The sequence below is a fragment of the Arthrobacter livingstonensis genome (assembly GCF_003219815.1).
Classification (GTDB): domain Bacteria; phylum Actinomycetota; class Actinomycetes; order Actinomycetales; family Micrococcaceae; genus Specibacter; species Specibacter livingstonensis.
Genome location: NZ_QJVD01000003.1, coordinates 160,131 through 183,213 on the forward strand (window position 1 = coordinate 160,131; position 23,083 = coordinate 183,213).

The 23,083-nt window shown below is 66.7% G+C and carries 25 protein-coding genes and 1 riboswitch; of the genes, 17 read left to right on the forward strand and 8 right to left on the reverse strand.

Features of this window, described 5'->3' with window-relative positions:
• The first annotated feature begins 84 nt into the window (after positions 1-84).
• Complete coding sequence (locus CVV68_RS04275) at positions 85-504, forward strand: universal stress protein (protein ID WP_110499765.1); 420 nt, start codon at positions 85-87, stop codon at positions 502-504.
• Here CVV68_RS04275 and CVV68_RS04280 read toward each other — a convergent pair.
• A complete protein-coding gene (locus CVV68_RS04280) occupies positions 501-1,592 on the reverse strand; it encodes a VIT1/CCC1 transporter family protein (protein WP_110499766.1) in 1,092 nt (363 codons plus the stop codon). The genes CVV68_RS04275 and CVV68_RS04280 overlap by 4 nt on opposite strands.
• Positions 1,593-1,824: 232 nt before the next feature.
• On the opposite strand from CVV68_RS04280, the gene CVV68_RS23785 reads away from it, so the two are divergent.
• The 5 genes from CVV68_RS23785 to CVV68_RS04300 all read left to right on the forward strand — a co-directional run bounded on the left by CVV68_RS23785 (position 1,825) and on the right by CVV68_RS04300 (position 5,366).
• Positions 1,825-2,076, forward strand: a complete 252-nt coding sequence (locus CVV68_RS23785; RefSeq protein WP_146238818.1) for a hypothetical protein — start codon at positions 1,825-1,827, stop codon at positions 2,074-2,076.
• Between the two features lie 66 nt (positions 2,077-2,142).
• Entirely contained in the window at positions 2,143-2,928 is a 786-nt protein-coding gene (locus CVV68_RS04285) for an IclR family transcriptional regulator (RefSeq protein WP_110499767.1), read from the forward strand.
• 127 nt (positions 2,929-3,055) lie between these two features.
• Complete coding sequence (locus CVV68_RS04290) at positions 3,056-4,078, forward strand: thiamine pyrophosphate-dependent dehydrogenase E1 component subunit alpha (protein WP_245933327.1); 1,023 nt, start codon at positions 3,056-3,058, stop codon at positions 4,076-4,078.
• Positions 4,075-5,139: an alpha-ketoacid dehydrogenase subunit beta gene (locus tag CVV68_RS04295; RefSeq protein WP_110499768.1), complete on the forward strand. Its 1,065-nt coding sequence runs from the start codon at positions 4,075-4,077 to the stop codon at positions 5,137-5,139. Before CVV68_RS04290 ends, CVV68_RS04295 begins: the two co-directional genes overlap by 4 nt.
• On the forward strand, positions 5,136-5,366 hold the full coding sequence (locus tag CVV68_RS04300; RefSeq protein WP_110499769.1) for a biotin/lipoyl-containing protein: 231 nt from the start codon (positions 5,136-5,138) through the stop codon (positions 5,364-5,366). Before CVV68_RS04295 ends, CVV68_RS04300 begins: the two co-directional genes overlap by 4 nt.
• A 276-nt stretch (positions 5,367-5,642) precedes the next feature.
• Here CVV68_RS04300 and CVV68_RS04305 read toward each other — a convergent pair whose 3' ends face one another.
• Together CVV68_RS04305 and CVV68_RS04310 are read right to left on the reverse strand one after the other, a co-directional pair.
• On the reverse strand, positions 5,643-5,942 hold the full coding sequence (locus CVV68_RS04305) for a hypothetical protein (RefSeq protein ID WP_146238819.1): 300 nt from the start codon (positions 5,940-5,942) through the stop codon (positions 5,643-5,645).
• A 15-nt stretch (positions 5,943-5,957) separates the two neighbouring features.
• A riboswitch (SAM riboswitch) is annotated at positions 5,958-6,069 on the reverse strand.
• A gap of 187 nt (positions 6,070-6,256) precedes the next feature.
• Positions 6,257-7,783, reverse strand: a complete 1,527-nt coding sequence (locus CVV68_RS04310; protein ID WP_110499771.1) for a sodium:solute symporter family protein — start codon at positions 7,781-7,783, stop codon at positions 6,257-6,259.
• A gap of 174 nt (positions 7,784-7,957) precedes the next feature.
• Here CVV68_RS04310 and CVV68_RS04315 point away from each other — a divergent pair, with 174 nt between their 5' ends.
• The 6 genes from CVV68_RS04315 (at position 7,958) to CVV68_RS04340 (ending at position 12,134) form a co-directional block, all read left to right on the forward strand.
• Entirely contained in the window at positions 7,958-8,542 is a 585-nt protein-coding gene (locus tag CVV68_RS04315; protein ID WP_110499772.1) for a helix-turn-helix domain-containing protein, read from the forward strand.
• Between the two features lie 169 nt (positions 8,543-8,711).
• Positions 8,712-8,978 (forward strand): hypothetical protein, encoded by a 267-nt coding sequence (locus CVV68_RS04320; protein ID WP_110499773.1) that lies wholly within the window; start codon positions 8,712-8,714, stop codon positions 8,976-8,978.
• Between the two features lies 1 nt (position 8,979).
• Positions 8,980-9,945, forward strand: a complete 966-nt coding sequence (locus tag CVV68_RS04325) for an FAD:protein FMN transferase (protein WP_110499774.1) — start codon at positions 8,980-8,982, stop codon at positions 9,943-9,945.
• Positions 9,938-10,519 (forward strand): ferric reductase-like transmembrane domain-containing protein, encoded by a 582-nt coding sequence (locus tag CVV68_RS04330; protein ID WP_245933328.1) that lies wholly within the window; start codon positions 9,938-9,940, stop codon positions 10,517-10,519. Before CVV68_RS04325 ends, CVV68_RS04330 begins: the two co-directional genes overlap by 8 nt.
• The gene (locus CVV68_RS04335) at positions 10,516-11,889 is read left to right on the forward strand and encodes an NADH-ubiquinone oxidoreductase-F iron-sulfur binding region domain-containing protein (RefSeq protein ID WP_110499776.1); all 1,374 of its coding nucleotides are present in this window, start codon (positions 10,516-10,518) and stop codon (positions 11,887-11,889) included. Before CVV68_RS04330 ends, CVV68_RS04335 begins: the two co-directional genes overlap by 4 nt.
• The gene (locus CVV68_RS04340) at positions 11,886-12,134 is read left to right on the forward strand and encodes a ferredoxin (RefSeq protein ID WP_245933329.1); all 249 of its coding nucleotides are present in this window, start codon (positions 11,886-11,888) and stop codon (positions 12,132-12,134) included. Before CVV68_RS04335 ends, CVV68_RS04340 begins: the two co-directional genes overlap by 4 nt.
• A 52-nt stretch (positions 12,135-12,186) precedes the next feature.
• Here CVV68_RS04340 and CVV68_RS04345 read toward each other — a convergent pair whose 3' ends face one another.
• Positions 12,187-14,166 carry an APC family permease gene (locus CVV68_RS04345; protein WP_110499777.1) on the reverse strand — a complete coding sequence of 660 codons (1,980 nt, stop codon included), beginning with the start codon at positions 14,164-14,166 and terminating at the stop codon, positions 12,187-12,189.
• A gap of 333 nt (positions 14,167-14,499) precedes the next feature.
• Here CVV68_RS04345 and speB point away from each other — a divergent pair, with 333 nt between their 5' ends.
• The 3 genes from speB (at position 14,500) to CVV68_RS04360 (ending at position 18,235) form a co-directional block, all read left to right on the forward strand.
• Positions 14,500-15,597, forward strand: coding sequence for an agmatinase (speB, locus tag CVV68_RS04350; protein ID WP_110499778.1), 1,098 nt, complete (start codon positions 14,500-14,502; stop codon positions 15,595-15,597).
• A 59-nt stretch (positions 15,598-15,656) separates the two neighbouring features.
• The gene (locus CVV68_RS04355; RefSeq protein WP_110499872.1) at positions 15,657-17,327 is read left to right on the forward strand and encodes a thiamine pyrophosphate-binding protein; all 1,671 of its coding nucleotides are present in this window, start codon (positions 15,657-15,659) and stop codon (positions 17,325-17,327) included.
• 101 nt (positions 17,328-17,428) lie between these two features.
• Positions 17,429-18,235 (forward strand): type II toxin-antitoxin system Phd/YefM family antitoxin, encoded by an 807-nt coding sequence (locus CVV68_RS04360; protein ID WP_170133081.1) that lies wholly within the window; start codon positions 17,429-17,431, stop codon positions 18,233-18,235.
• Positions 18,236-18,247: 12 nt separating this feature from the next.
• Here the strand turns inward: CVV68_RS04360 and CVV68_RS04365 are convergent, their stop codons facing one another.
• Positions 18,248-18,703 (reverse strand): hypothetical protein, encoded by a 456-nt coding sequence (locus tag CVV68_RS04365; RefSeq protein ID WP_146238820.1) that lies wholly within the window; start codon positions 18,701-18,703, stop codon positions 18,248-18,250.
• Positions 18,679-19,047: a hypothetical protein gene (locus tag CVV68_RS04370; RefSeq protein WP_110499781.1), complete on the reverse strand. Its 369-nt coding sequence runs from the start codon at positions 19,045-19,047 to the stop codon at positions 18,679-18,681. The genes CVV68_RS04365 and CVV68_RS04370 overlap by 25 nt, the downstream gene beginning before the upstream one ends.
• A gap of 96 nt (positions 19,048-19,143) precedes the next feature.
• Here CVV68_RS04370 and CVV68_RS23790 point away from each other — a divergent pair, with 96 nt between their 5' ends.
• Complete coding sequence (locus CVV68_RS23790) at positions 19,144-19,479, forward strand: hypothetical protein (RefSeq protein WP_211320714.1); 336 nt, start codon at positions 19,144-19,146, stop codon at positions 19,477-19,479.
• Positions 19,480-19,489: 10 nt separating this feature from the next.
• The gene (locus tag CVV68_RS04380) at positions 19,490-20,116 is read left to right on the forward strand and encodes a CG0192-related protein (protein WP_110499782.1); all 627 of its coding nucleotides are present in this window, start codon (positions 19,490-19,492) and stop codon (positions 20,114-20,116) included.
• On the opposite strand, the gene CVV68_RS04385 is transcribed toward CVV68_RS04380, so the two are convergent.
• Both CVV68_RS04385 and CVV68_RS04395 read right to left on the reverse strand, forming a co-directional pair.
• The gene (locus CVV68_RS04385) at positions 20,089-20,952 is read right to left on the reverse strand and encodes an SDR family oxidoreductase (protein WP_110499783.1); all 864 of its coding nucleotides are present in this window, start codon (positions 20,950-20,952) and stop codon (positions 20,089-20,091) included. The genes CVV68_RS04380 and CVV68_RS04385 overlap by 28 nt on opposite strands.
• A 619-nt stretch (positions 20,953-21,571) precedes the next feature.
• On the reverse strand, positions 21,572-21,838 hold the full coding sequence (locus CVV68_RS04395; RefSeq protein ID WP_281268266.1) for an HAD-IA family hydrolase: 267 nt from the start codon (positions 21,836-21,838) through the stop codon (positions 21,572-21,574).
• Positions 21,839-23,083 lie beyond the last annotated feature (1,245 nt).

Consider the following 23,083-nt stretch of genomic DNA (forward strand, 5'->3'; position numbering starts at 1 on the left):
CGCTGCGATGGCCCGGCGCACAGTCGCCGGGCCGGTGGGCCTCATGGTCGAAGCACCACCGACGCCGGCTGGCGGGAGATTCTAATGCCGGTCATCGTCGGCTACGTGCCCACACCCGTCGGCGAGGCGGCACTGGAGAGGGGAATCCATGAGGCCAGCCTGCGGGGGGAGCGGCTGATCATCGTCAACGCCTCCGCCGGCGACGCCGTCGAAGGGGATTCCGCCCTCGCCACCGCAGCGGCGGTGGCGAGGGTGGCAGGCCAGTTGGAAAATGCGGGGATCGAGCACGAGATCCGCCAGCCCCAACGCACCCATTCCCCGGCCGAGGAGCTGCTCAGCATTGCTGCGGCTGACGAGGCGTCGATGATCGTGATCGGCCTGCGGCGCCGCTCGCCCGTGGGCAAGATGCTGTTTGGCAGCACGGCCCAGGAGGTCCTGCTCAACGCGGACTGCCCCGTGGTGGCGGTCAAGCCGGACCGGCGGCCACGGGGCCGCGGACACTAGCCGAGGATGGAGCCGAAAGCCAGGCCCAGCAGGTAGGTGGCGGCCGCGGCGCCCATCCCGATGGCCAGCTGGCGCAGCCCCCGCCATAGCGGCGACGCCCCGGACAGCAGGCCCACCACGCCGCCGGTCCCCAGCAGCACCATGCCCACCAAGGCGCAGGACAGGGCCAGGGCGCCGATGCCGGTCATCCCAAACAAAAACGGGATGATCGGCACAATGGCGCCGGAAGCAAAGAAGCAGAAGCTCGACGATGCCGCGCCCCAGGCGGTGCCCAGGGTCTCGTGCTCGTCGGCCTTTTCGAGGCTGTCCGGCCGCAGGGACAGGCTGGGGTCGCAGTCGCAGTTGGACTGGCCCAGGCGTTCGGCAGCACGGTGTTCCGCTGTTTCCCGGGACATGCCGCGCGCAAGATAGACCAGGACCAGCTCGTTGTTTTCCAGATCCAGGGACGGTGCGGCGGTCAGCGTGACCTGGGTGGGCGTGGACGCGTCCAGGAGTTCGCGCTGGGACCGGACGGACACAAATTCGCCGGCACCCATGGACAGTGCCCCGGCGAGCAGGCCGGCGACGCCGCTGAACAGCACCACATGGCTGCCAACTCCGGTGGCGGCCATGCCCATGACCAGGGAGAGGTTGGAGACCAGGCCGTCGTTGGCGCCAAACACGGCGGCCCTGAAGGATCCGGCCAGCCGGTTACGGCCCCGGGTGGCCAGCCCACGGACCACTTCCTCGTGGATGGACTCGTCGGCTGCCATTGCCTTGGTCGCGTCCGCGTCGGTGGCGTAAGGGGAGCGGGATTCGGAGCGCTGGGCCAGGGCCAGGACAAATACCGAGCCAAAGCGGCGGGCCAGCAGGCCCAGCACGCGGTTGCGGGCGGAGGCGCGCCTGGCCGGTCCGTCGTGGCCTCCCAGCAGTTGAAGCCAATGCTGCTCATGCCGGCCTTCGGCCTCGGCCAGTGCCAGCAGGATGGCCTTTTCCTCGCCGTCCCGGCGCCTGGCCAGGTCGCGGTAGACGGCGGCCTCGGCCCGTTCATCGGCCAGATACTGACGCCAGCGCTTGATTTCGGCCGGGGTGGGAATGCGGTCGGGCATGGTGCGGAACTCCTCAAGTCAGCCATCACTGTAGCGCGGATCCGCGCCGATTTCCGGCCGGTGGACCTAGGGAAAAGGTTTCGGCCCGCCGCAACCGGCCCCTGTCAGCCGGCGCCGTCAGCTAGTGGCAGCGCGTCGAGACCTGCCTGGATTCGGGCGGGTTTCGACGCTTTTGCGCTACCTCGGCGCGAGGGCGGAACCGGGTTAAGTTGCTATCCATGCCGCTGCCGCAATGACGGTAAAAGTTGGTGTCATCTGTCCTGGCGCAATGCGTCTTCCGTGGATTGAAAATACAGCAGATGCGGGTGTTGTGGCTCTTCCGTGGAATGAAAAGACAGCACATGCGGGTCAGCCTGCCTGCGACCCGCATCTGCTGTCTTTTGAATGGGCGGACGGCGCCAACACCCGCATCTGCTGTCTTTTGCTTCGTTCGAACAACCCGAGGCGCGGCGAAGGCACCCAGGCCCGGGGAAACTTCCCGTGATCCGTAAATTCACAGCAGCAACATGGATAGCCGCTCTGCGGTAATCTGGCCATATAAGGAGCGGTGATGCAGCCCACATTTGGCCGTGACGAGAATACGCCGACGTTGATTGCCTCGGTGAGCCGCGCGCTGGCCGTCCTGGACTGCATTGGTTCGGCATCACGGCCGCTGCCGGCAAAATCCATTGCCCGGTCCACGGCCCTGAGCCTGGGCACCACCTACAACGTGCTGCGCACCCTGGCCCACTCCAGCTACGTGGTGGCGGACCACGACGGCTTTGTCCTCGGCCCGGCCCATCCCGCGCTGGTAGCGGACAGCGGCGCCATCGCCCTGGCCCAGGGGCGCGGGGTCCTCAATGGCATCCGGGATGAACTGCGGGCCGCGAGCTACCTGAGCCGGTTTAATGACGGGGAAATTGAGATTGTGGACATTGTGGACGGGCCGCTGACCCCGCGGGTGGACCTGTGGGTGGGTGTCCACGACAGTGCCCACGCCACCGCCTTCGGCAAGCAGATCCTGGCCGGCCTGGAAACGGCCGCCCGGATGGACTACATTTCCCGCCATCCGCTGGTGGAATTGACCCCCTATACCCTGTCCTCCCCGCGTAAATTCATGCGACTGCTCGCCAGCAGCCCCGCGTCCATGGTGGATGACCAGGAATACGCCTTGGGATTCTCCTGCGTGGCCGTCCCTGTTGCCACGTCGTCGTGGGTAGGGGCCCTGGCGGTGTCGTTCCCGGCCGGCGAGAAGCGCGAAGACGCACATGACACCCGGACCCTCCGCGCGGCGGCGTCCCGGCTGTCCCTCCTGCTCGGGGCCGGCGGCTACATCCCTCAGCGGCGTCAAGGGTGATTTTTTCACGCCTTGAAATGGCTGCCATGTTGACCCCCCTTGTTCCGGCCTAGGCTCGAAACACAGCTGAGGCAACGACCATGCCCACCATCGCGCCATGGATTTGCCGCTGAGGGATGGAGCAATGATGACCATGGAATCGACCGAGACCGCTGCCGGGCTCGATACAAAACAGCGGCAGGACCTGTTCCGCCAAATGGTCCTGATCAGGACGTTTGAGGAAGCAATCCTGCGGGAATACCACGCGGACAAGAGCCCGGGCTTTGACATTGGAAAGGGCTTGATTCCCGGCGAGATGCACCTCTCCGCCGGACAGGAGCCGGTGGCCGCCGGTCTGTGCGCACACCTGACCCGGGACGACGCCCTGACGGCAACGCACCGCCCGCACCACCTGGCCATCGCCAAGGGCATGGACCTGCGCTCGCTGGCCGGGGAGATCTTCGGCCGGGAATCCGGTCTGGGCCACGGCCGCGGCGGCCACATGCACCTGTTTGACCCCGCCACGCACTTTTCCTGTTCCGGCATTGTGGCCGAGGGGTTTCCGGCGGCACTGGGCCAGGCATTTGCGTTTCAGCGTGCGGGCACCGGGAACGTCGCCGCCGCGGTGGCCGGCGAAGGCGCGGCCAACGCCGGCCCGTTCCACGAATCGCTTAACCTCGCGGCCTTGTGGAAACTGCCGGTCATCTTTGTCATCGAGGACAACGACTGGGGCATTTCCGTGGCCCGGGCCGCGTCCACGTCCGTGCCTTCCAATGCCGTCCGCGCTGCGGGCTACGGCATGCCGGGGATCCGGGTGGAGGGCAACGACGTCGAGGCCGTCCACGCCGCCGCCGGGGAAGCGGTTTCTCTGGCCCGGGCCGGTGGCGGGCCGAGCCTGATCGAGATCCACACCCTGCGCCTGTGGGGCCACTTTGAGGGGGACGCCCAGGGCTACCGGACCGAGCTCGCGGACGTTCCGGGCCGCGACCCCATTCCAGCGTACGAGCGCAGGTTGCGCGACGCCGGCGTGCTCACCGACGCGGACGTGAGCGACGCGGAGGCCGCGGCACGCACCCGGGTCGAGGACGCCGTCGACCATGCCAAGGCCGCGCCGGTACCCAACCCGGACGAGGCACTCAAGTATGTCTTTGTGGAAGGAGCACAGTCATGAGCATCTCAACAGGCACGACGGCGGCACGGCGGTCCCTGCCCATCGAACCGGACGCGGGCACCCGCCGGCTGAACACGGCCAAGGCCCTGCAGGAGGCCATCGCCTCGCAGATGGAGCAGGACGATTCCGTGTTTGTGATGGGCGAGGACGTGGCTGCCTATGGCGGCATCTTCTCCTCCACCACAGGGCTGCTGGAGACGTTCGGCCCGCAGCGCGTCATTGACACGCCCATCTCCGAGTCCGCGTTCATCGGGCTCGGGATCGGTGCGGCCGTGGAAGGCATGCGGCCCATCGTGGAGCTCATGTTCGCGGACTTCTTCGGCGTCTGCATGGACCAGATCTACAACCACATGGCCAAGATCCACTACGAATCCGGCGGCAACGTCCGCGTTCCCATGGTGCTCATGACGGCGGTGGGAGGCGGATATTCCGACGGCGCGCAGCACTCCCAGACGCTGTGGGGGACGTTCGCGCACCTGCCCGGCATGAAGGTGGTGGTCCCGTCCAACCCGTACGACGCGAAGGGGCTCATGACGGCGGCCATCCAGTCCGATGACCCCGTGGTGTACATGTTCCACAAGGGCGTCATGGGCCTGGCCTGGATGGCGAAAAACAAGCGCTCCATCGGCGCCGTTCCCGAAGAGGACTATGTGGTGCCGATCGGCAAGGCCAAGGTGGTCCGCGAAGGCACCGACGTGAGCATTGTGACCCTGTCACTGTCCGTGCACCACAGCCTGGACGTGGCGGAGAAGCTGGCGGGAGAGGGCATCAGCGTTGAGGTGCTGGACCTGCGCTCGCTGGTGCCGCTGGACCGGGAGGCCGTCATCGCCACGGCCGCCAAGACCGGAAGGGTCATTGTGGTGGATGAGGACTACCAGTCATTTGGCCTGTCCGGGGAGATCGCGGCGACCATCACCGAACACGACCCGGCACCGCTGTTGCACTTCAGCCGCGTGTGCGTGCCGGACGTGCCCATTCCGTACGCCCGGGAACTGGAATATGCTGTGTTGCCAACGGCCGCACGCATCGAGGCCGCAGTCCGGACGGCGGTTACTGCATGAGCGAAGTCCTGTTCCCGATGATGACGGGTGACGCGTCCGAGCCCGGCGTGCTCGCCACCTGGTACGTGGCCGACGGTGATGTGGTGGCCGAAAAGCACCTGCTGGCCGAGGTGGCCATCGACAAGGTCGACGCCGAAATCTACGCGCCCGTGGCTGGGACGGTCCGGCTTCGGGTGGTGGAGGGCGACGAGGTGGCGCAGGGGGCCGTGATCGCCGTCATCGAATAGTCCCTGACTCCTCCCGAAGCGGAGCCGCTGGCGCGTCTCCGCTTCGGGTCCCGCGGAGTCAGGGGCCCAGTCAACTGCTCCCCAAAGGGAGCCGCTGGCGCGACTCCGCTTCGGGTCCCCTCGCAGTTGTGGGCCCACCACGCCTCCCGCTGGCGCGTCTCGCCTTGGGACCCCTCGCAGTTGTGGGCCCACCAGGCCCTCGAGTGCTCGCGACTCCGCTTCGGGTCCCGCGCAGTTGTGGGCCCGCCACGCCCTCCCAAGAAATTCGCGCCGCCCTCAGTGGGCGGCGAGGCGGAAACCAAGCCGGCGGCCGGCCCGCAGTCCGGTCTGTGCCACCGTCACCACCAGGGTGCCGATTTCCGGGATCCACTGGGCGGGGCGGACGGCCTGCGCAAGGGAGTTCACCAGTTCGGCCGGTTCGGCGGACCAGTACAGGTGGTGGCCGCTGGGGGTGAAAAAAGTGACGGAACCGAGGTTGACATCCACGGCCGGGAGTACCGGAATGCCTTCGGGACGCTGCGCCTGCTGCTGGGCCCGGATGGGGCGGCGGATGCGGTTAACTGACGTAGCGGTCATGGTCATTGCCCTTTGAGAGTGCTCTTGCCCGCACCGGTCGGCGGCGGGCCGCTTCCTCATCCGAGCCACCCTGTGAACATGGGGTTGGCGTGCGACCAGTCGGAGCTTGGCATCGCATCTCTTGAAGCTGGCACCACACTACCGCCAAAAAGTACGACGGCGGGAGCCGGCGTAATAAATTACGCCACCTCCCGCCGTCGTCCGCTCCCACTGCTCGCAAGCTCGCAGCGGGGCCCGTGCGGCTGTGGGCCTCGGGCGCGGGACCCTCGCGGGCGTGGGCCCAGTCGTCCGTCCCCGGCCATCCGCAAGGGCGGCTACTTTTTGGCGGTCACCGTATCAAGGTCGTCAACGTTGGAGTCCGTGGCGGCCGCGGCGAGGCGGTCGTCCCAGGCCTGGCGGATGTGTGCCGGCGTGCGCGGGGTGGCCAGCGAGACGGCCACATAGACCACCAGCGAGGCGGCGAGGCCATAGTAGATGGGCTCGTTGGCGTAAATGCCGTCGGCGCTGGCGATCACGCCGGTGGCGTACAGGATCAGCAGCGCCACCGTCAGCGCGCAGCCAACGCACATGGACCAGGCCGCGCCCAAGCCGGTGCCGCGCTTCCAAGCCAGGCCGCCGATGATGGCGACGAGCAGGCCGCCCACGAGGATGTCATAGGCGATGGTCAGGGCAAAGACCACGTCGTTGACCACAATGGAGATCAGCACCACCAGCAGGCCCAGGCCCAGGACGTACCAGCGGTTGGCGTTGACGTCGTGCTCGGGGTTGGAGGTATCCGAGGTGTCAATGGTCTTGCCGAACCAGCTGGCCACAAACGGAACCACGTCCTTGCGGGCCACCGTGGCGGCGGCGATCAGCGCCCCGGAAGCGGTGGACATCATGGCGGCGACGGCGGCCGCCATGACGATCCCGCCCAGGCCAATGGGCAGCAGGTTCGTGGCAACCTCGGCATACACCACGTCCTTGCCCAGGTTCGCGACGTCAATGGCGGGCAGGGCCACGCTGGCGGCCATGCCGATCAGCGCGCCGGCCACACCGTAAAGGATGCAGTAAATGCCGGCGGTGGCCCCGCCCAGACGGGCAACCTGGGGATCGCGGGCCGTGAACACGCGCTGCCAGATGTCCTGGCCGATCAGGATGCCAAGGGTGTAAATGACAAAGTAGGTGATGATGGTCTGCACGCCGATGCCGTTCCACTGGAAGAAGCTGGAGGCAACGCGGTCCTGGATGCCGGAAAGGCCGCCGGCGGCATTCCAGGCAAACGGGAGCATGAGCAGGAACACTCCCACGGTCTTGATCACGAACTGGACCTGGTCGGCCAGCGTGATGGACCACATGCCGCCGATGGTGGAGTACACCAGCACAATGGCGCCGCCCACGGCGATGGCCAGCCAGCGGTCCCAGCCGAACAGGACCACAAAGATGGTGGCGTAGGCGCCGGTGGAGGTCGCGGAGATCATGATGGTGTAAGCGAGCATGACAATGCCGGACATCTTGGTGGTTTCCTGGCCGTAGCGCAGGCTGAGCATTTGCGAGACTGTGTAGATCTTCAGCCTTTGGATGGTGGGCGCAAACAGCAGGCTTAGCAGCAGCACGCCAACGCCGATTGCCACCACCAGCCACATGCCGGAGATGCCGAACTTGTAGCCGAGCCCCACCCCGCCGACGGTGGAGGCGCCACCCAGTACGACTGCGGCCATGGTGCCGGTGTAGAGGAACGGGCCAAGGCGGCGGCCTGCGACCAGGAAGTCGCTGTTGCTCTTGGTGCGCGACTTTCCCCACCAGCCAAAGGCCAGCATGGCCACCAGGTAGAGGACGACTATGGCAATGTTCAAGGTCATGTGATGCTCCAGAGTGCGGTGATGGTGAATCCCCCAAGAGAAATTGCCTGAGAGGCAACATTCGTTGTCCATTAGGCTAAACTGTGATTGACGTAACAGTCAATATGAGAACCTGCGGGCGGGCCGTATAGAGTCGCGGTGGGTGCCAGTGGCCCGGATATCCTAGGAGCAAATATGAAGGCATTGCCTGTTGAACCCAGCTCGGCGCCGGTTGCCATCGGGTCGCGGATCCGCGCCGCCCGGCAGTCCCAGCGTCTCACGATAGAACACGTCGCCGGCGCGACCGGGCTGACGAAGGGATTCCTGAGCCGCGTTGAGCGCGACCTGACCTCACCCAGTGTGGCGTCCCTGGTGACCCTGTGCCAAGTCCTGTCCGTCTCCATCGGCGACCTGTTCGCCGTGCCGGAGACGCACCTGACCCGCCGCGGAGAGGGGCCCCGCATTTCACTGGGAGGCGAAGGCATCGTGGAACGGCTGCTCACGGCCCGTTCCGAACGGCGCCTGCAGATCCTTGGCACCACCATTGCGCCGTTTGGCCGCGGCGAATCCGAGCTCTATGCCGTGGACTGCGACGTGGACGTGCTGCACATTGTCAGCGGCGAGCTGACCTTGATCATGACCCAGGAATCGTATGACCTGAAGGCCGGCGACACGCTCTCCTTCCCCGGGCGCGAGCCGCACTCCTGGGAAAACCGCTCAGCGGCGCCGGTGGAGGCACTGTTCATCCTGGTTCCCGCAGCGTCGGGAACGGGTTCGTAGCCGGACGTCCCGCTTGGACGAATAGTTCGACCAATTCCGGTCCCGCCGGGCCGACCGACCAATTCCTAAGGTCCCGCCGGGTGCCTCACGGCTAACTCAAAGCCAACGCGTGGAATGTTGGAGTCAACAATCGGCGTGAAGTACTTGATTTTGAGAGCGAGGCACCGTCATGGCAGCAGCTGCGAACGGCAAGACGATCGCCAAGGCCGTCACCTCAGTGGTGGCCGCGGGCGCCTTGGGAGCGGCGGGCCTGGGCAGCGTTGCCCTGTACGGAACCATCACGGCCGCGAATGCGGCCAAGGCGGCCACCACCCAAAGCGCACCCTCCACCACGACGCCGGACACCTCCGGCGGTTCCGGTTCCCAGTCCAATTCCGGCACGCAGCTGCTCCCCGGCAGTGGCGGCGCCAGCCAGTCGCGTTCGTCGGGTTCCTGAGATGGCCGTGGTAAGCCCGACGGCGCAGCGGGCCTGGCAGGTCTGGGGCCTGGCGGCATCGGTGGTGGTGTCCGACCCCGCGCAAGGCGACGCCGCGGCGGCACTGGCGCAAGGGGTGCTGGCCGCCGTCGACCTGGCCTGCAGCCGCTTCCGCAGTGATTCGGAGCTGATTACGCGCCGGCAGGACCTGGCCCGCGGCGCCACGGTCACCCCGCTGCTGGCCACCTTGATGGAATCCGCGCTGGCAGCCGCCCGCTGGACCGGCGGGGCCGTGGATCCCACGCTGGGCGGGGACCTCATGTCCCTGGGCTACGACAGGGACTTCGCCGCGCTTTTGCCCGGCGAAGGGCTTTTGCCAGGCGCCCACCAGCCCGGAATGGGCACGGCCAGGCTCCCCGGCTGGCAGCGCATCAGCCTGGACGGCCGGTTCCTGACGGTGCCGGCGGATGTCACGGTGGACCTGGGGGCCAGCGCCAAGGCCGTGGCGGCGGACATGGCGGCGGCGCGCATCGCCGTCGAACTGGGATGTGGCGTGCTGGTGAACCTGGGCGGCGACATCGCCACCGCCGGCCCTGCCCCTGACGGTCCGGCCGGGCACTGGCAGGTTCTGGTCCAGGACCTGCCGGGGGACCCCGCCCAGCAGGTTGCCCTGCCGGCGGGGCATGCGCTGGCCACCTCCAGCACGGCCAAGCGCCGCTGGCAACAGGCAGGGGCGCTGCGGCACCACATTCTGGACCCGCGCTTTGGCATGCCGGCCGACGCCGTCTGGCGCACTGCCAGTGTGGCGGCCCCGAGCGCCTTGGAGGCGAATGCGTTCAGCACGGCCGCCATTGTCAAGGGACATGCGGCCGTGGCCTGGCTGCGCGGGTCGGGTGTCAGCTCCCGTTTGGTGGACGGGCGCGGGCGAGTCATCACGACGGCGGGTTGGCCGGCGGTAGCACTTGCGGGGGCCGGTTCGCATGGATGAAGCCATGTGGGCCTTTGGCCGGGTGAGCGGGCTGGTGTCCATGGTGCTGCTGACGGCGTCCGTGCTGCTGGGCATCCTGGCCCGTTCCGGCCGGCCCCTGCTGGTTATTCCGCGGTTTTCCGTGACCCTGTTGCACCGCAACATCTCCCTGCTGGCCGTGGTCTTCCTGGTGCTGCACGTGGCGCCGCTGCTGCTGGACTCGTACGCGCGGGTGAACGTGGTGGATGTGGTGGTCCCATTCCTGGGCAGCTACAAGCCGTTTTGGCAGGGCTTGGGCACGGTGGCACTGGACCTGGTGGCTGCCGTGGTGCTGACCGGGGTGTTCCGGCACCGGCTGGGGCCACGGACGTTCCGGACCGTGCACTGGCTCAGTTACGCCATGTGGCCGCTGGCGCTGGCGCATTCAGTGGGGAACGGCACGGACGGGACCAGCGCGCCGGTGGTGGCTGCCGCCGTCGTCCTTTGTGTGGCAGTCCTGGCCGCGGCGGCGTGGCGGATGTCCGCCGGGTTCCTGGAGACGGCGGCCGTGCGGCGCAGCGGCGGGAACGCCCGGAAGGGCTGGGGGCGGCCATGAGCGCGGACACGGCGGTGGCCGTGGGCAGCGGCGGGAACGCCCGGACCGCGGCGTCCCGGCTCTTTGCTGCCGGCGCGAACGCCGGGCACGCAGCCCACCTGGCAGCCTACGGTGCGATGCCGCACCGCGGGCGGGGCTGGTCGCTGGTGCAGGAGTTGGAGGCGTCCGGGCTGACGGGGCGCGGCGGTGCCGGGTTCCCGGCCTGGCGAAAGTTTGCCGCCGCCGACCTTGCCCGCAGGCCCAACAGGTATGCGCGGAGGTCGGGCGGGCCGGTGCTCATCGCGAACGGCGCGGAGGGCGAGCCGCTCAGCTTCAAGGACGCCACACTGCTGCGCAACGCCCCGCACCTGGTCATCGACGGCCTGCTCGCGGCCGCACAGGCGCTCGGAGCGGGCAGCCTGTTCATTTACGCGGGCGCAGATGAACAGGCAGCTGTGGGCGCCGCGCTCGCCGAACGCGGGGATGCCGGGCACATCGCGCTGGTCGAAGCGCCGGACGCCTTCGTTGCGGGCCAGGCCAGCGCCGTCGTCAACTTCCTGGAAACCGGCAGGGCCCTGCCCAGGGACCTGGCCGGCAGGCTCGCGGAAAGCGGTCTCAAGGGCCGACCCACCCTGATTCACAATGTTGAAACGTGGGCGCACATCGCCCTGGTGGCCTGCTACGGGGCCGGCTGGTACCGGTCGGCGGGCACGGCGGAGGACCCCGGCACCCGGCTGGTGTCCGTCACAGGAGATGTCCCTTCCGAACTGGTGCTCGAGGTGCCCGGCGGTTCCGTGCTGGAGGATGTGCTGTCGTCGGCGGGGGTCCGGGTGGGCGGTGTGGGGTCCGACGCCGTTTCCGCAGTTTTGGTGGGCGGTTACCATGGGCGCTGGGTCAGGCCGGCGGGAATGGTGCTTTCCGCCGGGGTGGGGGCCGTTGGCAGCGTCAGGTCCGGGGTGATTGTCAGGCCCGGGGCCGGGGTGCTCCACGTGCTCGGAGCGGGCAGGTGCGGGCTCGCGGCAACCGCTGGCATGGTGCAGTATTTGGCGGGGGAATCGGCCCGGCAGTGCGGCCCCTGCATGTTTGGGCTGCCCGCGCTCGCGGACGTCATGACCAGACTTGCGGCCGGAACGGGCGGGACAGGACTGGTCCGTGAGGTGGAGCGTCTGGCGGCTCTGGTGTCCGGCCGCGGCGCCTGCCACCACCCGGACGGCACGGTGCAGCTCATCCACAGCGCCCTGGAAACGTTCGCCGACGACGTCCGCTGGCACCTGGCCGGGCAGTGCAATGCGGACCAGGATCCGGCCGTGCAGGGGGTGTCCGGTCAGGGCCCGGCGGATCCGGCTGGGCAGGGCGTGGCCGGGCAGTATCCGGCTGGAGTCGCGCAGTGAGTCCCATCGGGCCGGCGGCGCGGCTGCACATCGACTGGACCAGGTGCGACGGCCGCGGGCTTTGTGCCGAACTGTTGCCGGAAGCGCTGACCCGCGACGACTGGGGCTACCCGCTCGCCGCCCCCGGCCGCGTCCGGTCCGGGGCGGACAAGTCGAACGTCCCCGTCACGGGCGCGGAACTGGCTGCCGCCATGGACGCCGTGAAGCTCTGCCCGCTCCTGGCCCTGCGCATCACCCGTCCTTGAGTGACGCTACCTGACATTCCCTCCTGCCAGCCGTCGTTGAGGGAGGGTCGGTTCAGCCGACGTGGACCCAGGGGCGCTGGGTGAGATCGGGCTCTGCCTCGCGGAGAACCTCGCGGGTGACAGGGGCAATCTCGCCCTCGCCAAAGAACAGGAACTTGAGCAGGTTGGTGATGGGGTTGCCCTCGTTCCAGCGGAAATAGATGTGCGGGATGACCCCGGTGGCGTCGCGGACATGGAGGAGGACGGCCGCCACGGTGTTGGGGACGGTGGAGCCGTGGACCTCCAGGATCTTGAAGCCGTGCCGGATGACACCACGGATTTCCAGGGCGGTCTCGAAGTCCGAGGAGTCGTCGACGATCACCTCAAGGAACAATGCCTCCTTGGGGTCGCCGATCTCGTTGACGGTGGCGGCGTGGCCGAGCTTGCGGCGGTAGGCGGCGGCGCTGCGGGTCTTGGGGTCGTGGGAGATGAAGCGGATGGTGCCTTCGTCCACGGCGGCGACAAATTTCATGGCCTGCTCGTCCATGCGGATGTACGTGGCCCGGAGCTCGAAGGCGCGGCGCATCCGGGAGAGAAGGCTGACCCCCACAATGCCCACGATGAACAGTGCGGCAATCTTCAGCCCGTCGGGCCGCTCGATCGAGTTCGCCACGGTGGTGTACAGGAAGACGACGGACACGGCACCAAAGCCGATGGTCTGCGCGCGTTGTTTCTTACGCCTGGCCGAAAGCGTGACGGCGACGGAGGCGGAGGTGATGAGGACCAGGACGCCCGTGGCATAGGCCCCGCCCTGGGCGTCGACACTGGCCTTGAACGCGAGTGTGATGATGACGGCGATCGCGGAGAACACCAGCACCAGCGGACGCACCGCGCCGGCCCATTCCGGGGCCATGCCGAAGCGGGGCAGGTAGCGCGGAACCAGGTTCAGCAGGCCGGCCATGGCGGAGGCGCCGGCAAACCACAGGATGGCGATGGTGCTGACGTCGTACACGGTGCCGAAGCCCTCGCCGAGCAGCTGGTGGGCCAGGTAGGCCAGGGCGCGTCCGTTGGCGGCGCCGCCGGGCTGGAACGCGGCGGCGGGGATGAGGATGGTGGTGGCGAGCGAGGACGTGATGAGGAAGGTGCTCATGATGACGGCCGCCGTCGTCAGCAGCTTGTGCGCCCCGGCGATGCGGCCAGCAGGATTTTCCTCCGTGTCGCCGGGGCGGCCCTTGATCTGTGGCATGACGGCTACGCCGGTTTCAAAGCCGGACAGGCCCAGGGCCAGGCGCGGGAAGACAAGCAGCGCTATGGCCACGACCATGACGGGGTTGCCGTGTTGGGTGGTCAGTGCCGTCCACCAGTCGGCGGTGAGCAGCGGGCTGCCCGCGGCGTGCACCAGGGCGACGACGATTACCACCAGATTCAGCGTCAGGAACACGACCACCAGGACCACCGCGATGCCGATGGCCTCCTTGAAGCCGCGCAGGAACACGGCCCCCAGCGCAGCGACCAGCACCAGGGTGATGATGATGTTTTGCCCGTGCAGGAAGCTCGGCGCAAACGGGTTTTCAATGAGGTGTGCCGAGGCATCCGCGGCGGACAGCGTAATGGTGATCATGAAGTCCGTGGCGGCAAAGCCCAACAGCGCCAGCACAAACAGCTTGCCCCACCAGCGGGGGAGCAGGCGTTCCAACATGGCGATCGAGCCGGCGCCGTGGGGGCTTTCGCGGGCAACACGCTTGTAGACGGGCAGCGCGCCAAAAAGGGTCACCAGGACCAGGACAATGGTGGCCAGCGGGGCGAGTACGCCGGCGGCCAGCGCGGCGATGGCCGGCTGGTAACCCAGGGTGGAAAAGTAGTCCAGGCCGGTCAGGCACATGACCCGCCACCACGCATGTGGCTTGTGGCCGGGGTCGGGACGGCCGTGGGGACCCTGGCGCTTGCCCGAGCTTTCCGGCAGGCCCTCCATGAGCCATTGGCGCAGGGCATGCGTGCCCGCGGGCTTGAGACGATCGCCGGGTTCCGCGGGTGGATGGGAGAGGGAAGTCACGGGAAGATCCTTTCGCCCCTGGACGCATGGCAGCAAGCACCGCTTAGTGTCGGCTAAGTGAGACTAACACCGGAATTTGGCGGCGGGCCCGGTCTTGACGGAATCTTGACGCACGGGTTTCCGGTGGCGGCATTCCAGGGTCGCGAGGGCGGTGTTTCCGGCTCTCCGGCGGGGAGCCGGGAACACCGCCGTCGTGCTTGTTCCCGGCGCACGCTCCAACACCGGTATTTATCTGAGGAAAACTTTTGGTTCACATTGGGAAACTTCGGCTGTACGATGGTTTCACAGACCGCATGTGACGCAGGTCTACTGCTTCAAGAAACGAGGACGTCCATGAAAGAGATCCGCATCGAGGCCAACGGGAACCTTGGCCCCATCGATTCTGCCCAGATTCCGCGCTACGCGGGCGCCGCCACGTACGCGCGCCTGCCGCGCCTGGACCAGGTCGCCAAGGCCGACGTGTCCGTCGTCGGCGTGCCCTTTGACAGCGGTGTTTCCTACCGTCCCGGTGCGCGTTTTGGCGCCAACCACGTCCGCGAAGCGAGCAGGCTGCTGCGCCCCTACAACCCGGCCTGGGACGTTTCCCCCTTTGAAAACTGCCAGGTGGCCGACGCCGGCGACATGGCTGTGAATCCGTTCAACATCAACGAGGCCATCGAGACCATCCAGCACAATGCCCTGGACTTGACCGCGGGCGGCTCCAAGCTGCTGACCATCGGCGGGGACCACACCATCTCGCTGCCGCTGCTGCGCGCCGCCGCGGAGCGCGCCGGCGAGCCCGTCGCCATGCTGCACTTTGACGCGCACCTGGACACCTGGGACACCTACTTCGGCGCCGAATACACCCACGGCACCCCGTTCCGCCGTGCCGTGGAGGAAGGCCTCCTGGACACCGAGGCCATCTCCCATGTGGGCACCCGCGGGCCGCTGTACGGCAAGAAGGACCTCGACGACGACCACCGCTTCGGTTTCGGCATCGTCACCGCCGCCGACGTCTACTACCAGGGCGTGCTGGAAACCGTGGCGAAAATCCGCGACCGCATTGGCAAGCGCCCCCTCTACATCTCCGTGGACATCGACGTCCTGGACCCCGCGCACGCCCCCGGCACCGGCACCCCCGAAGCCGGCGGACTCACCAGCCGCGAACTGATCGAAATCATCCGAGGCTTCCGCGGCATGAACCTCGTTGGCGCCGACATCGTCGAGGTCGCCCCCGCCTACGACCATGCCGAAATCACCGGCGTCGCCGCCAGCCACGTGGGCTTTGAGCTCATCTCCCTGATGGCTGACAACTTTGTCCCCGGCGACCGCTTTGGCACACCGAACGGCTATGCCGCGCAGGCCCTGGATGCGGAAGCACGACGCCGGCCGGCCGGGTTTTCGCCCACGGCTCCCGTTGCGCCCGGTGAGACCCGGGACGGCGCCAAGTGACGCCCCCGGCAGATCAGACGACGACGGCAGGCGTGGAAGTCGTCGGGGCCACGCAGGGTGTGGCAGTGGAAACCGGGCACGCCCAGCGCAACGGCGGGGACCTCGTGGTCGAAACCCTGGCCGCCCTCGGTGCCAAGACCGTTTTCGGCATCCCCGGCCAACACGCGCTGGGCCTGTTCGACGCCCTCAGCCGCTCGCCGCTCCACTTTGTCTCCTCCCGCGTGGAAAACAACTCCGCCTTCGCAGCGGACGGCTACTCGCGCGCCACCGGCGAGGTGGGCGTGCTGTTCCTGTCCACCGGCCCCGGCGCACTGACCGCGCTGGCTGGCTTGCAGGAGGCCTATGCCACCGGCGTGCCGATGATCGTGGTTGCCAGCCAGATCCCGTTGGAAGGCCTGGGCGCCCGGCGCAAGGGAATGTTGCACCAGCTCGACGACCAAAAGGCCTCGGCGGCCAACGTCACCAAGAGCCAGCGGCTCATCCAGCACGCCTCCGGCATCCCGTCCGCCATCCAGGACGCCTGGACGGAGGCCGTTTCCTCGCCGCAGGGGCCGGTGTGGATTGAGGTGCCGCAAAACGTGCTGCTGGATCCGATTTTTGTGCCCGCCGTCGAGGACGCCCTGGCCGACCCCTTCGACAACCCACCGCGCGTGGAACTGGTCCGCGAGGCCGTCAAGTGGCTGACGGATGCTGTGCGCCCGGCCATTGTGGCGGGCGGCGGGGTGCGCCGCGGCAACGCATCCGCGCAGCTGCTCTCCATCGCCGAAAAGCTGAACGCCCCCGTGGTTTGCACTCCGGGCGGCAACGGCGCGTTCCCCTGGCACCATGAGCTGTCGCTGCAGTCGTGGGTCGAGGACCGCTACGTCACCGAGGTGCTCGAGGATGCCGACGTCCTGGTGGTCATCGGCTCCTCCCTGGGCGAGGTCTCCAGCAACTACTTCACCATGGAGCCACGCGGGCGCATCATCCAGATCGACGCCGAACCCCGGGTCCTGGAGTCCAACCGTCCCGCGCTTGGCATCCGTGCGGACGCCGGCCAGGCGCTGACCGCGCTCGACGACGCCCTGGACGCTTCACTGAGCGCCGACGCCAACTGGCACGGGGCAACGCCGCAGGCTGTGGTCGCTGAGACGCTCGCCCAGGTCAATGCGCGGCTCGACGAGCAGGACCTGGCCCTGGAACGGAAGTTCATGGCGGACATCCGCGAGGCCGTTCCGTCGGATATGCAGACGTTCTGGGACATGACCATTTCCGCCTACTGGGGCTGGAGTTGCTGGGATTCCCGCGACGGCGAATTCCACTCCGCCCAGGGCGCCGGCGGCCTCGGCTACGGATTCCCGGCAGCCATTGGCGGGTCCCTCGGGCTGCAAAGTTTGGGCTTGCCCGCACGGGTGCTGGCCGTGGCCGGCGATGGTTCGTCCATGTACTCCATCTCCGAACTGGCTACTGCCAAGCAGCACAACGCCCCGGTCACATGGCTTATTGTGGACGACGGCGGCTACGGCATCCTGCGCGAATACATGGTCGGCGCCTTCGGCAAGGCCACGCACACCGAACTGGCCCGGCCGGACTTCGTGAAGTTGGCAGAAGCGTTCGGCGTCCCGGCCAAGCGTGTGAAGCCAGAGGACGTCGGGGACGCGCTGAGGGAGGGCTTCGCCGCGGGCGGTCCCAACGTCGTCGTGGTTGACGTGCTGTTGAAGATGTTCGGGCCCACGCACCTGGACATCTAGGGCTGACGGCGTCGGCACACTTGGCATTTTGCCTTGAGCCGGTGCTTTTCCGGGCTTGCCGCGATAAGATGTCAGACAAGCGTCAGACATAGGAGATCATGATGGCCACCATCACCGTCCGCGAGCTTGCACGGAATGCCAAGGAAGTTTTCGATGAGCTGGAGGAGAGCGGGGCTCCGTTGGTCATCACCAGAAATGGGCTGCCGGTCGCGGCGCTGGTGTCCATCGACCAGCACGAGGCCGAAGCGTACCTGATCGCCTCCGCGCCTGAGCTCATCGAGAATCGGAAGCATGCGGAAGCGGCCATCCTGGAGGGCCGCACCATTCCGCTGGCCGAGGCACTGCTCGAGTTTGGGAATGAACCGGCGGAGAGCGAACCGGAGGAGATCACTGCCGGGGAACCGGAGCTGGTCGACGCCACGGATGGACGCCAGGCAGTGGAACCGGGTTGGGCCTTGGAATGGACCGAACTGGCACCGCTCATTGGCTCGAGTTTGGTGGGCGAGGTGGAAAAAGAGGCTGTCCAATTCACCGAGGAGGTCACGAAGAAAACGCTCCAGGCCGTTGGGGCGGCTCAGGGCGCCGTTGCGGGCGAGGGTGGAAAGTGGCAGGCGGAACTGCAACAACTGAATGAGCGCCTGTTCGGGCTGAAATTTCGGGACGAGATACTTCGCGTCACGCAGGAGCGCCTGTCCGCCATCAGCGGTGGAGTTCTGACAGGCGTGGACATTGGTTCGGACAGGCTGGTGGGGCGCCACCAAACCGACGCCGCATTCAAGGTGGTCGCGGTGAGCGTGGGCAAAATGAACAGTACTTTGATCGCTCACAGTGCGAAGCAGCGTGACCCGCTTGTTGCCTACCAGCTCCTTGAATCCGGGTTGCAGGGCGGCATTGCGTCCTTTGCGTAGCCGGTGCGGGTGTCAGTGCGATGGGTCAAGATGCCGCGCCATGTAGGCGTCATCTTCGCGTTGTTGGGCCGAAAGATTGACGATGCCGATGTAGACAACCGTGGTCACGGCAGTCGCCGCGCCAGCCAGTGTTGCTGCAAAGAAGTATCGATACGGCTCGAACGGCCAGGTGGGTATCATGCCGAGTATCCCGCCCGCTTCCCCAACCCCAAACCAAAGAAACGTCGCCGGGCTCAATGCCTTCCGGATGCTGTGGCCCATCCGTGCGGGAAAGGCCGAGAGCAAGGCAAGCGCAACAAGCAGTGTTGCGATGATGACTGCCATGGTGGAGAAGAACACGGCCATGTCGGACACCGTGGGTTTGGTGGGACCCACCGCCGGGGCGAGAAACGCCGAAATTATGCCCACGGCCAGAGGTGCTCCGATGTGAACAAGAAGAGACTTCATTTTTGACTTGCCGGCTGCCATGGCAGGCCCCCTTGCCTGCGTATCGCCCGGTATCGCTCTTCGCTGACAATGCGGACAACTGTCAAGGTGCCGAATCCGCGGCCGGACTCCCAGAAATCTGGTTCCCCCTTGTCCCATAGGCAAATGGCCATGCGGGTACCGAGCGGGAAGCCGATCCATGACCCGTGTGGATCGGACGCCCATTTCATGGGACTTGCCTGATACAAAAAATCGTTCGTGAGATTGTCCAGCAGCTTCAAGTACTTTATGCGGTCGGACCGCAGGCCGAGGTCGTCCGTCATGAGGGAAGGCGCGCGGCCGTCTGGATCTGCGGGCACCAGTTTAATGGTGAAATTCGTGGCCATCCCTCACCATCCCGGGTGTTGCCGCCAAGCCAACTCCTTGTACACACGATACCCTCACCTGAACCCGCCTGGCCCGGTCACGCGGATAATGGGCACATGGAGTCGGTGGAGCGCTTTGAGGCGGTGGTGAACCGGTTTGCCGGTGTGCCGGGGGTGGAGCCGCCCGATGTCCGACGCGGCTTTGGGCGCTCGGCGCTGCGGATTGACGGCCGGATTTTCGCCATGCTGGTGCGTGGCAGCTTTGTGGTAAAACTTCCCAAGTCCCGCGTGGACTCCTTGGTCGTGGCGGGGCAGGGCGGCCGCTTTGACGCCAACAAGGGAACGCCCATGAGGGAATGGTTCGCCGCCGGCTTGGACTCGAGCCTGGATTGGGGCGGCTTGGCGGGGGAGGCGCTGGAATTCGTGCGCGGCCCGGCGCAGGCGGGCACCTAGACTGGTCCGCATGGCGATTGTGTATGCGGCCCAACTGCGGCCCACGAAAATGGAACTTTTGGCTCAATGGCTGCCCCAACATCCGTGGTTCGGCGGCGACGCCACGGCGCTGCTGCGGCTGGGCTCCTTCCGCTTTGACGACCCCGACGGCGAGGTGGGCGTCGAAACCATCCTGGTGGGCGCCGGGGACAACGCGTACCAGGTGCCGCTGAGCTACCGCGGAGCGCCGCTGGACGGGGCCGAAGCGTTCCTGATCGGCACCATGGAGCATTCGGTGCTCGGGCGCCGCTGGGTGTATGACGCCACGGCGGATCCCGTCTACGTTGGTGAACTTGCCGCCGCGGTGCTCACCGGCAAGGTGCAGGCCGTGGAATACCGCGAGGTGGACGGGCGCCATGAAACCCTTCCGACGACGGCCCAGCTCGCCAGTACGGGAACCGCTGCGTCAGTGCCTGTCCTGTCGCCCAGCCAGCCGACGACGGCGGACACGGTCACCACCGTTCCTGCCGGGGCACTCACGCTGCGCATTGCCCGTGTACTGGACCTGCCCGGCGTCGTGCACGGGGATCCCGCGCTTACGGTGACGTGGGCGGGACATGAAACGCCCGTTCAGCTGGCCTCGGCGGGATCCGCCTGAGCGGCCAGGAAATCCGCCAGCGACTGCGGCGCGCGGCCGGTGATGTCCTCCACTGACGTGCTCACCCTGGACATGGCCCCGGAGGCGATGGCCATGTAGGTCGAAACCCAGGCGTCGTACTGCCACTGCGGCGCATCCCAGACCCTGCGGGATTCGTAGGCCTCGGGGATCGTTTCGTCGTGAAAGGTGATGTCCAGCCCAAGCCCGGTGCTGAGGGTCGACGCCACCTCGGCCATGCACAGCGCCTCGGGGCCCGTGAGGTCGTAGCTGCGCCCCGCGTGCGAAGAGGGATTCCGCAGGATGGCGGCAGCCGCCGCCGCGACGTCGCGGCGCGAGACCAGCGCCGCCCGGCCGCTGCCCGCGGGACCCCGGATGACGCCGTCGTCCCCGACCATCACGGGCATGAAATCCAGGTAGAAGTTATCGCGCAGGAACGTCCACGCCATGCCCGACGCCCGAAGGTGTTCCTCCGTGGCGAAGTGGTCCCGGGCAAGCGTGAAGACGGCGTCCGGCGCCGCGGCCATTAACGAGGTGTACACAACGTGCCGGACCCCGGCCGCCGCGGCCACGTCAATGAACGCCTTGTGCCCGGCCAGCCGCGTGGCGCTTTCCGCCGCGGACACCATCAGCATCGTGTGTATGCCGTTCAGGGCATGTTCGACGGCGGACCGGTCGCCGAACGCCGCCACCGCAACTTCCGCCCGGGGCAGCGTCGGGGCCTTGTCCCTGTTGCGCACGACCAGGTGCAGGGGCAGGCCGGCGCCGGCCAAAGCCCGGGCCACACGGCCGCCGATGAATCCTGTGGCGCCCGTGATGGCGATGGCTGGCTGGCTCATGGGTTCATCCTTCGATTCGGAGTTTTGGGTCCGTCAGGGGTTGGCAGCTTCTGATGCGGGCGCTTTCTGTGCCTGGTCCTCACCACGGCAACGAATGCGACAGCCAGGAGGGCGGCCAGAATGGCCAGGCCTGCCCAGATGGCGGACGCCGACGTCGCTGTCAGGTTGGCGGTGTCCTTGCACTCTGTCGTGGCAACGGCGCACGATGCCTGGAGGCTGAGCGGGGGCATGGCTCCAGTCAATTCCCGGATGCGGTCCTTGTACAGCACAGGCTGGCAACGGTCCGGAGGTTGGCGGGAGTGGCTTGCCCGCTGCCCCGCCCGGTGTTTTGACGATGCACGAACAGGGGCGGTGAGGATATGCACCGCGCCTCCCCTTGCTGGCGGAAGCGCTCGGCCAGTGTCCAGGCGCGCCGGCCGAAGAAGACGACTCCCGCGGCCAGCGGTGTCCGACTTCAAACCGGCAAACGTGAACGTGATGCCACAAGTGACTGCGTAGGCATGGAACGGCGTGGTGACCGGCGGAGGATGACTTTTTTCGTATTTTGCGTAGGCATAGTTCCGGAAGCTCTCCCTTCATCGAGAAAGCGTTCGAACTTTCGAGAGGCTGTCGAAGGCGATCAAGGATTGGCGTCAATTGAGGTGAGGACGACGGCGCTTGCTCCCGCAGCGGTCCGATGTTCGATGCCGCGCAGCACCTGGCTGAGACCCTCGGCTGTGGCGAAGCGATGGGTCTGGATACCCAGCGCTTCGGCTGCGCGAAGATTCTCGTCTCGATCATCGATAAACAGTGTTTCTTGTGGCGATCTCCCGGCTCGCGATAGGGCAATATCGAAGATCTCCGCTGCTGGTTTAGCTAACACCTGTCGATACCATCGACCAGTCAACTCATTTGATCGCGCGATGAATCAGACTCCCGGGACAAATGAGCTTCACTGGTGGAGCGCGGTTGCTGCCGCAAACGAAGCGGCCAATGCAAGACTGAACAAGTTGACTCGTCCGGGCTCCTGCCTCGTTCCTTTCATAGGAGCGGCAACGTGCAGGACCAACGAGGCCGTTCATCAACAGCTTGCCCCGTATACCATTCCCCTTGCGGTCCGCATCTGTTCAATCCGACGATAGCCAGACTTGCCTGGTTGCCACACGCTGTGGCAGTTGGAACGGAGGTCTCTGGAATTGAGAATGTGGAGCGAATCAGACGCAGGGAGTCTTCTCCACGCTGCCGAAAGTGACGATCCAAGAAGCCAGTTCGGTGCTGCCAACTTGACGACCATCGCGGCGAGAGCGTTGGCCTCGGCGTCGGACTCGGCCCTTACCGAAATCGGACCCCACCGTCTCAAACTTGGCCATCGCATGAATAATGCGACCTCGGCCGCGTCGCAGAGAAGGCAGGCTTCAAAGCCGAGGGGGTCGAACGCCAGAAGCTTCGCTATGGTCAGGAGCGGTTCGACGTCGAAACACCCGCCCTGACAGACCCCTTGCCGCCGCTTGAACTCTTGCCAGTCCCCTGACCGTTCCGCCTTCCGACGCCGCAGCTGTCATCTAACGCTGCGAATAGGCAGCCATGTGGATTGTGGTGACGTCCGGTAGCTGGTGGATCATTCTCGTCCGCTTCCATTGTCAGGGGCACGGGCCGGAGCCGCTTTTTGATAAAACCTCCTCCCGTGCTTCCGATCACGCAGGGCGACAACGACGTAGAAGATCCCGAGCGCGAGCCAGAATGCCCCCAGCAGAAGGCGCGTCACAGTGGGTCCCTCAAGTGCCGCTAGGAGAAGCCAAACCAGTCCGATGCAACACCAGAGCGCACCGACCAAGATACGCGGCCTCCCGATCAACCAACGCGCGGTCCCGGAACTTGCACTGTCGGCGTTACTCATGTGGCAACGGTACCTCCTGCCGTTGATGTGTGGCGAGCAAGAGAGAGGATCCCCTTTAGAAACTCCGTACGGAGAAGCCTCGTCCTGAGATCGTCTCCCGGGGGAGCTTCCCGCTATGGCCAGCGTCGTGGGCATACTGGAGCAGTGCTGTTTCGAGCTTTGCGCAGATGCCAGGAGGATACCCCTACCCCGAACATATTTCGAATACTCCCGGCAAGCCACTTCGGATCTTCATCCAAGCTGGCCAGGGTGCTC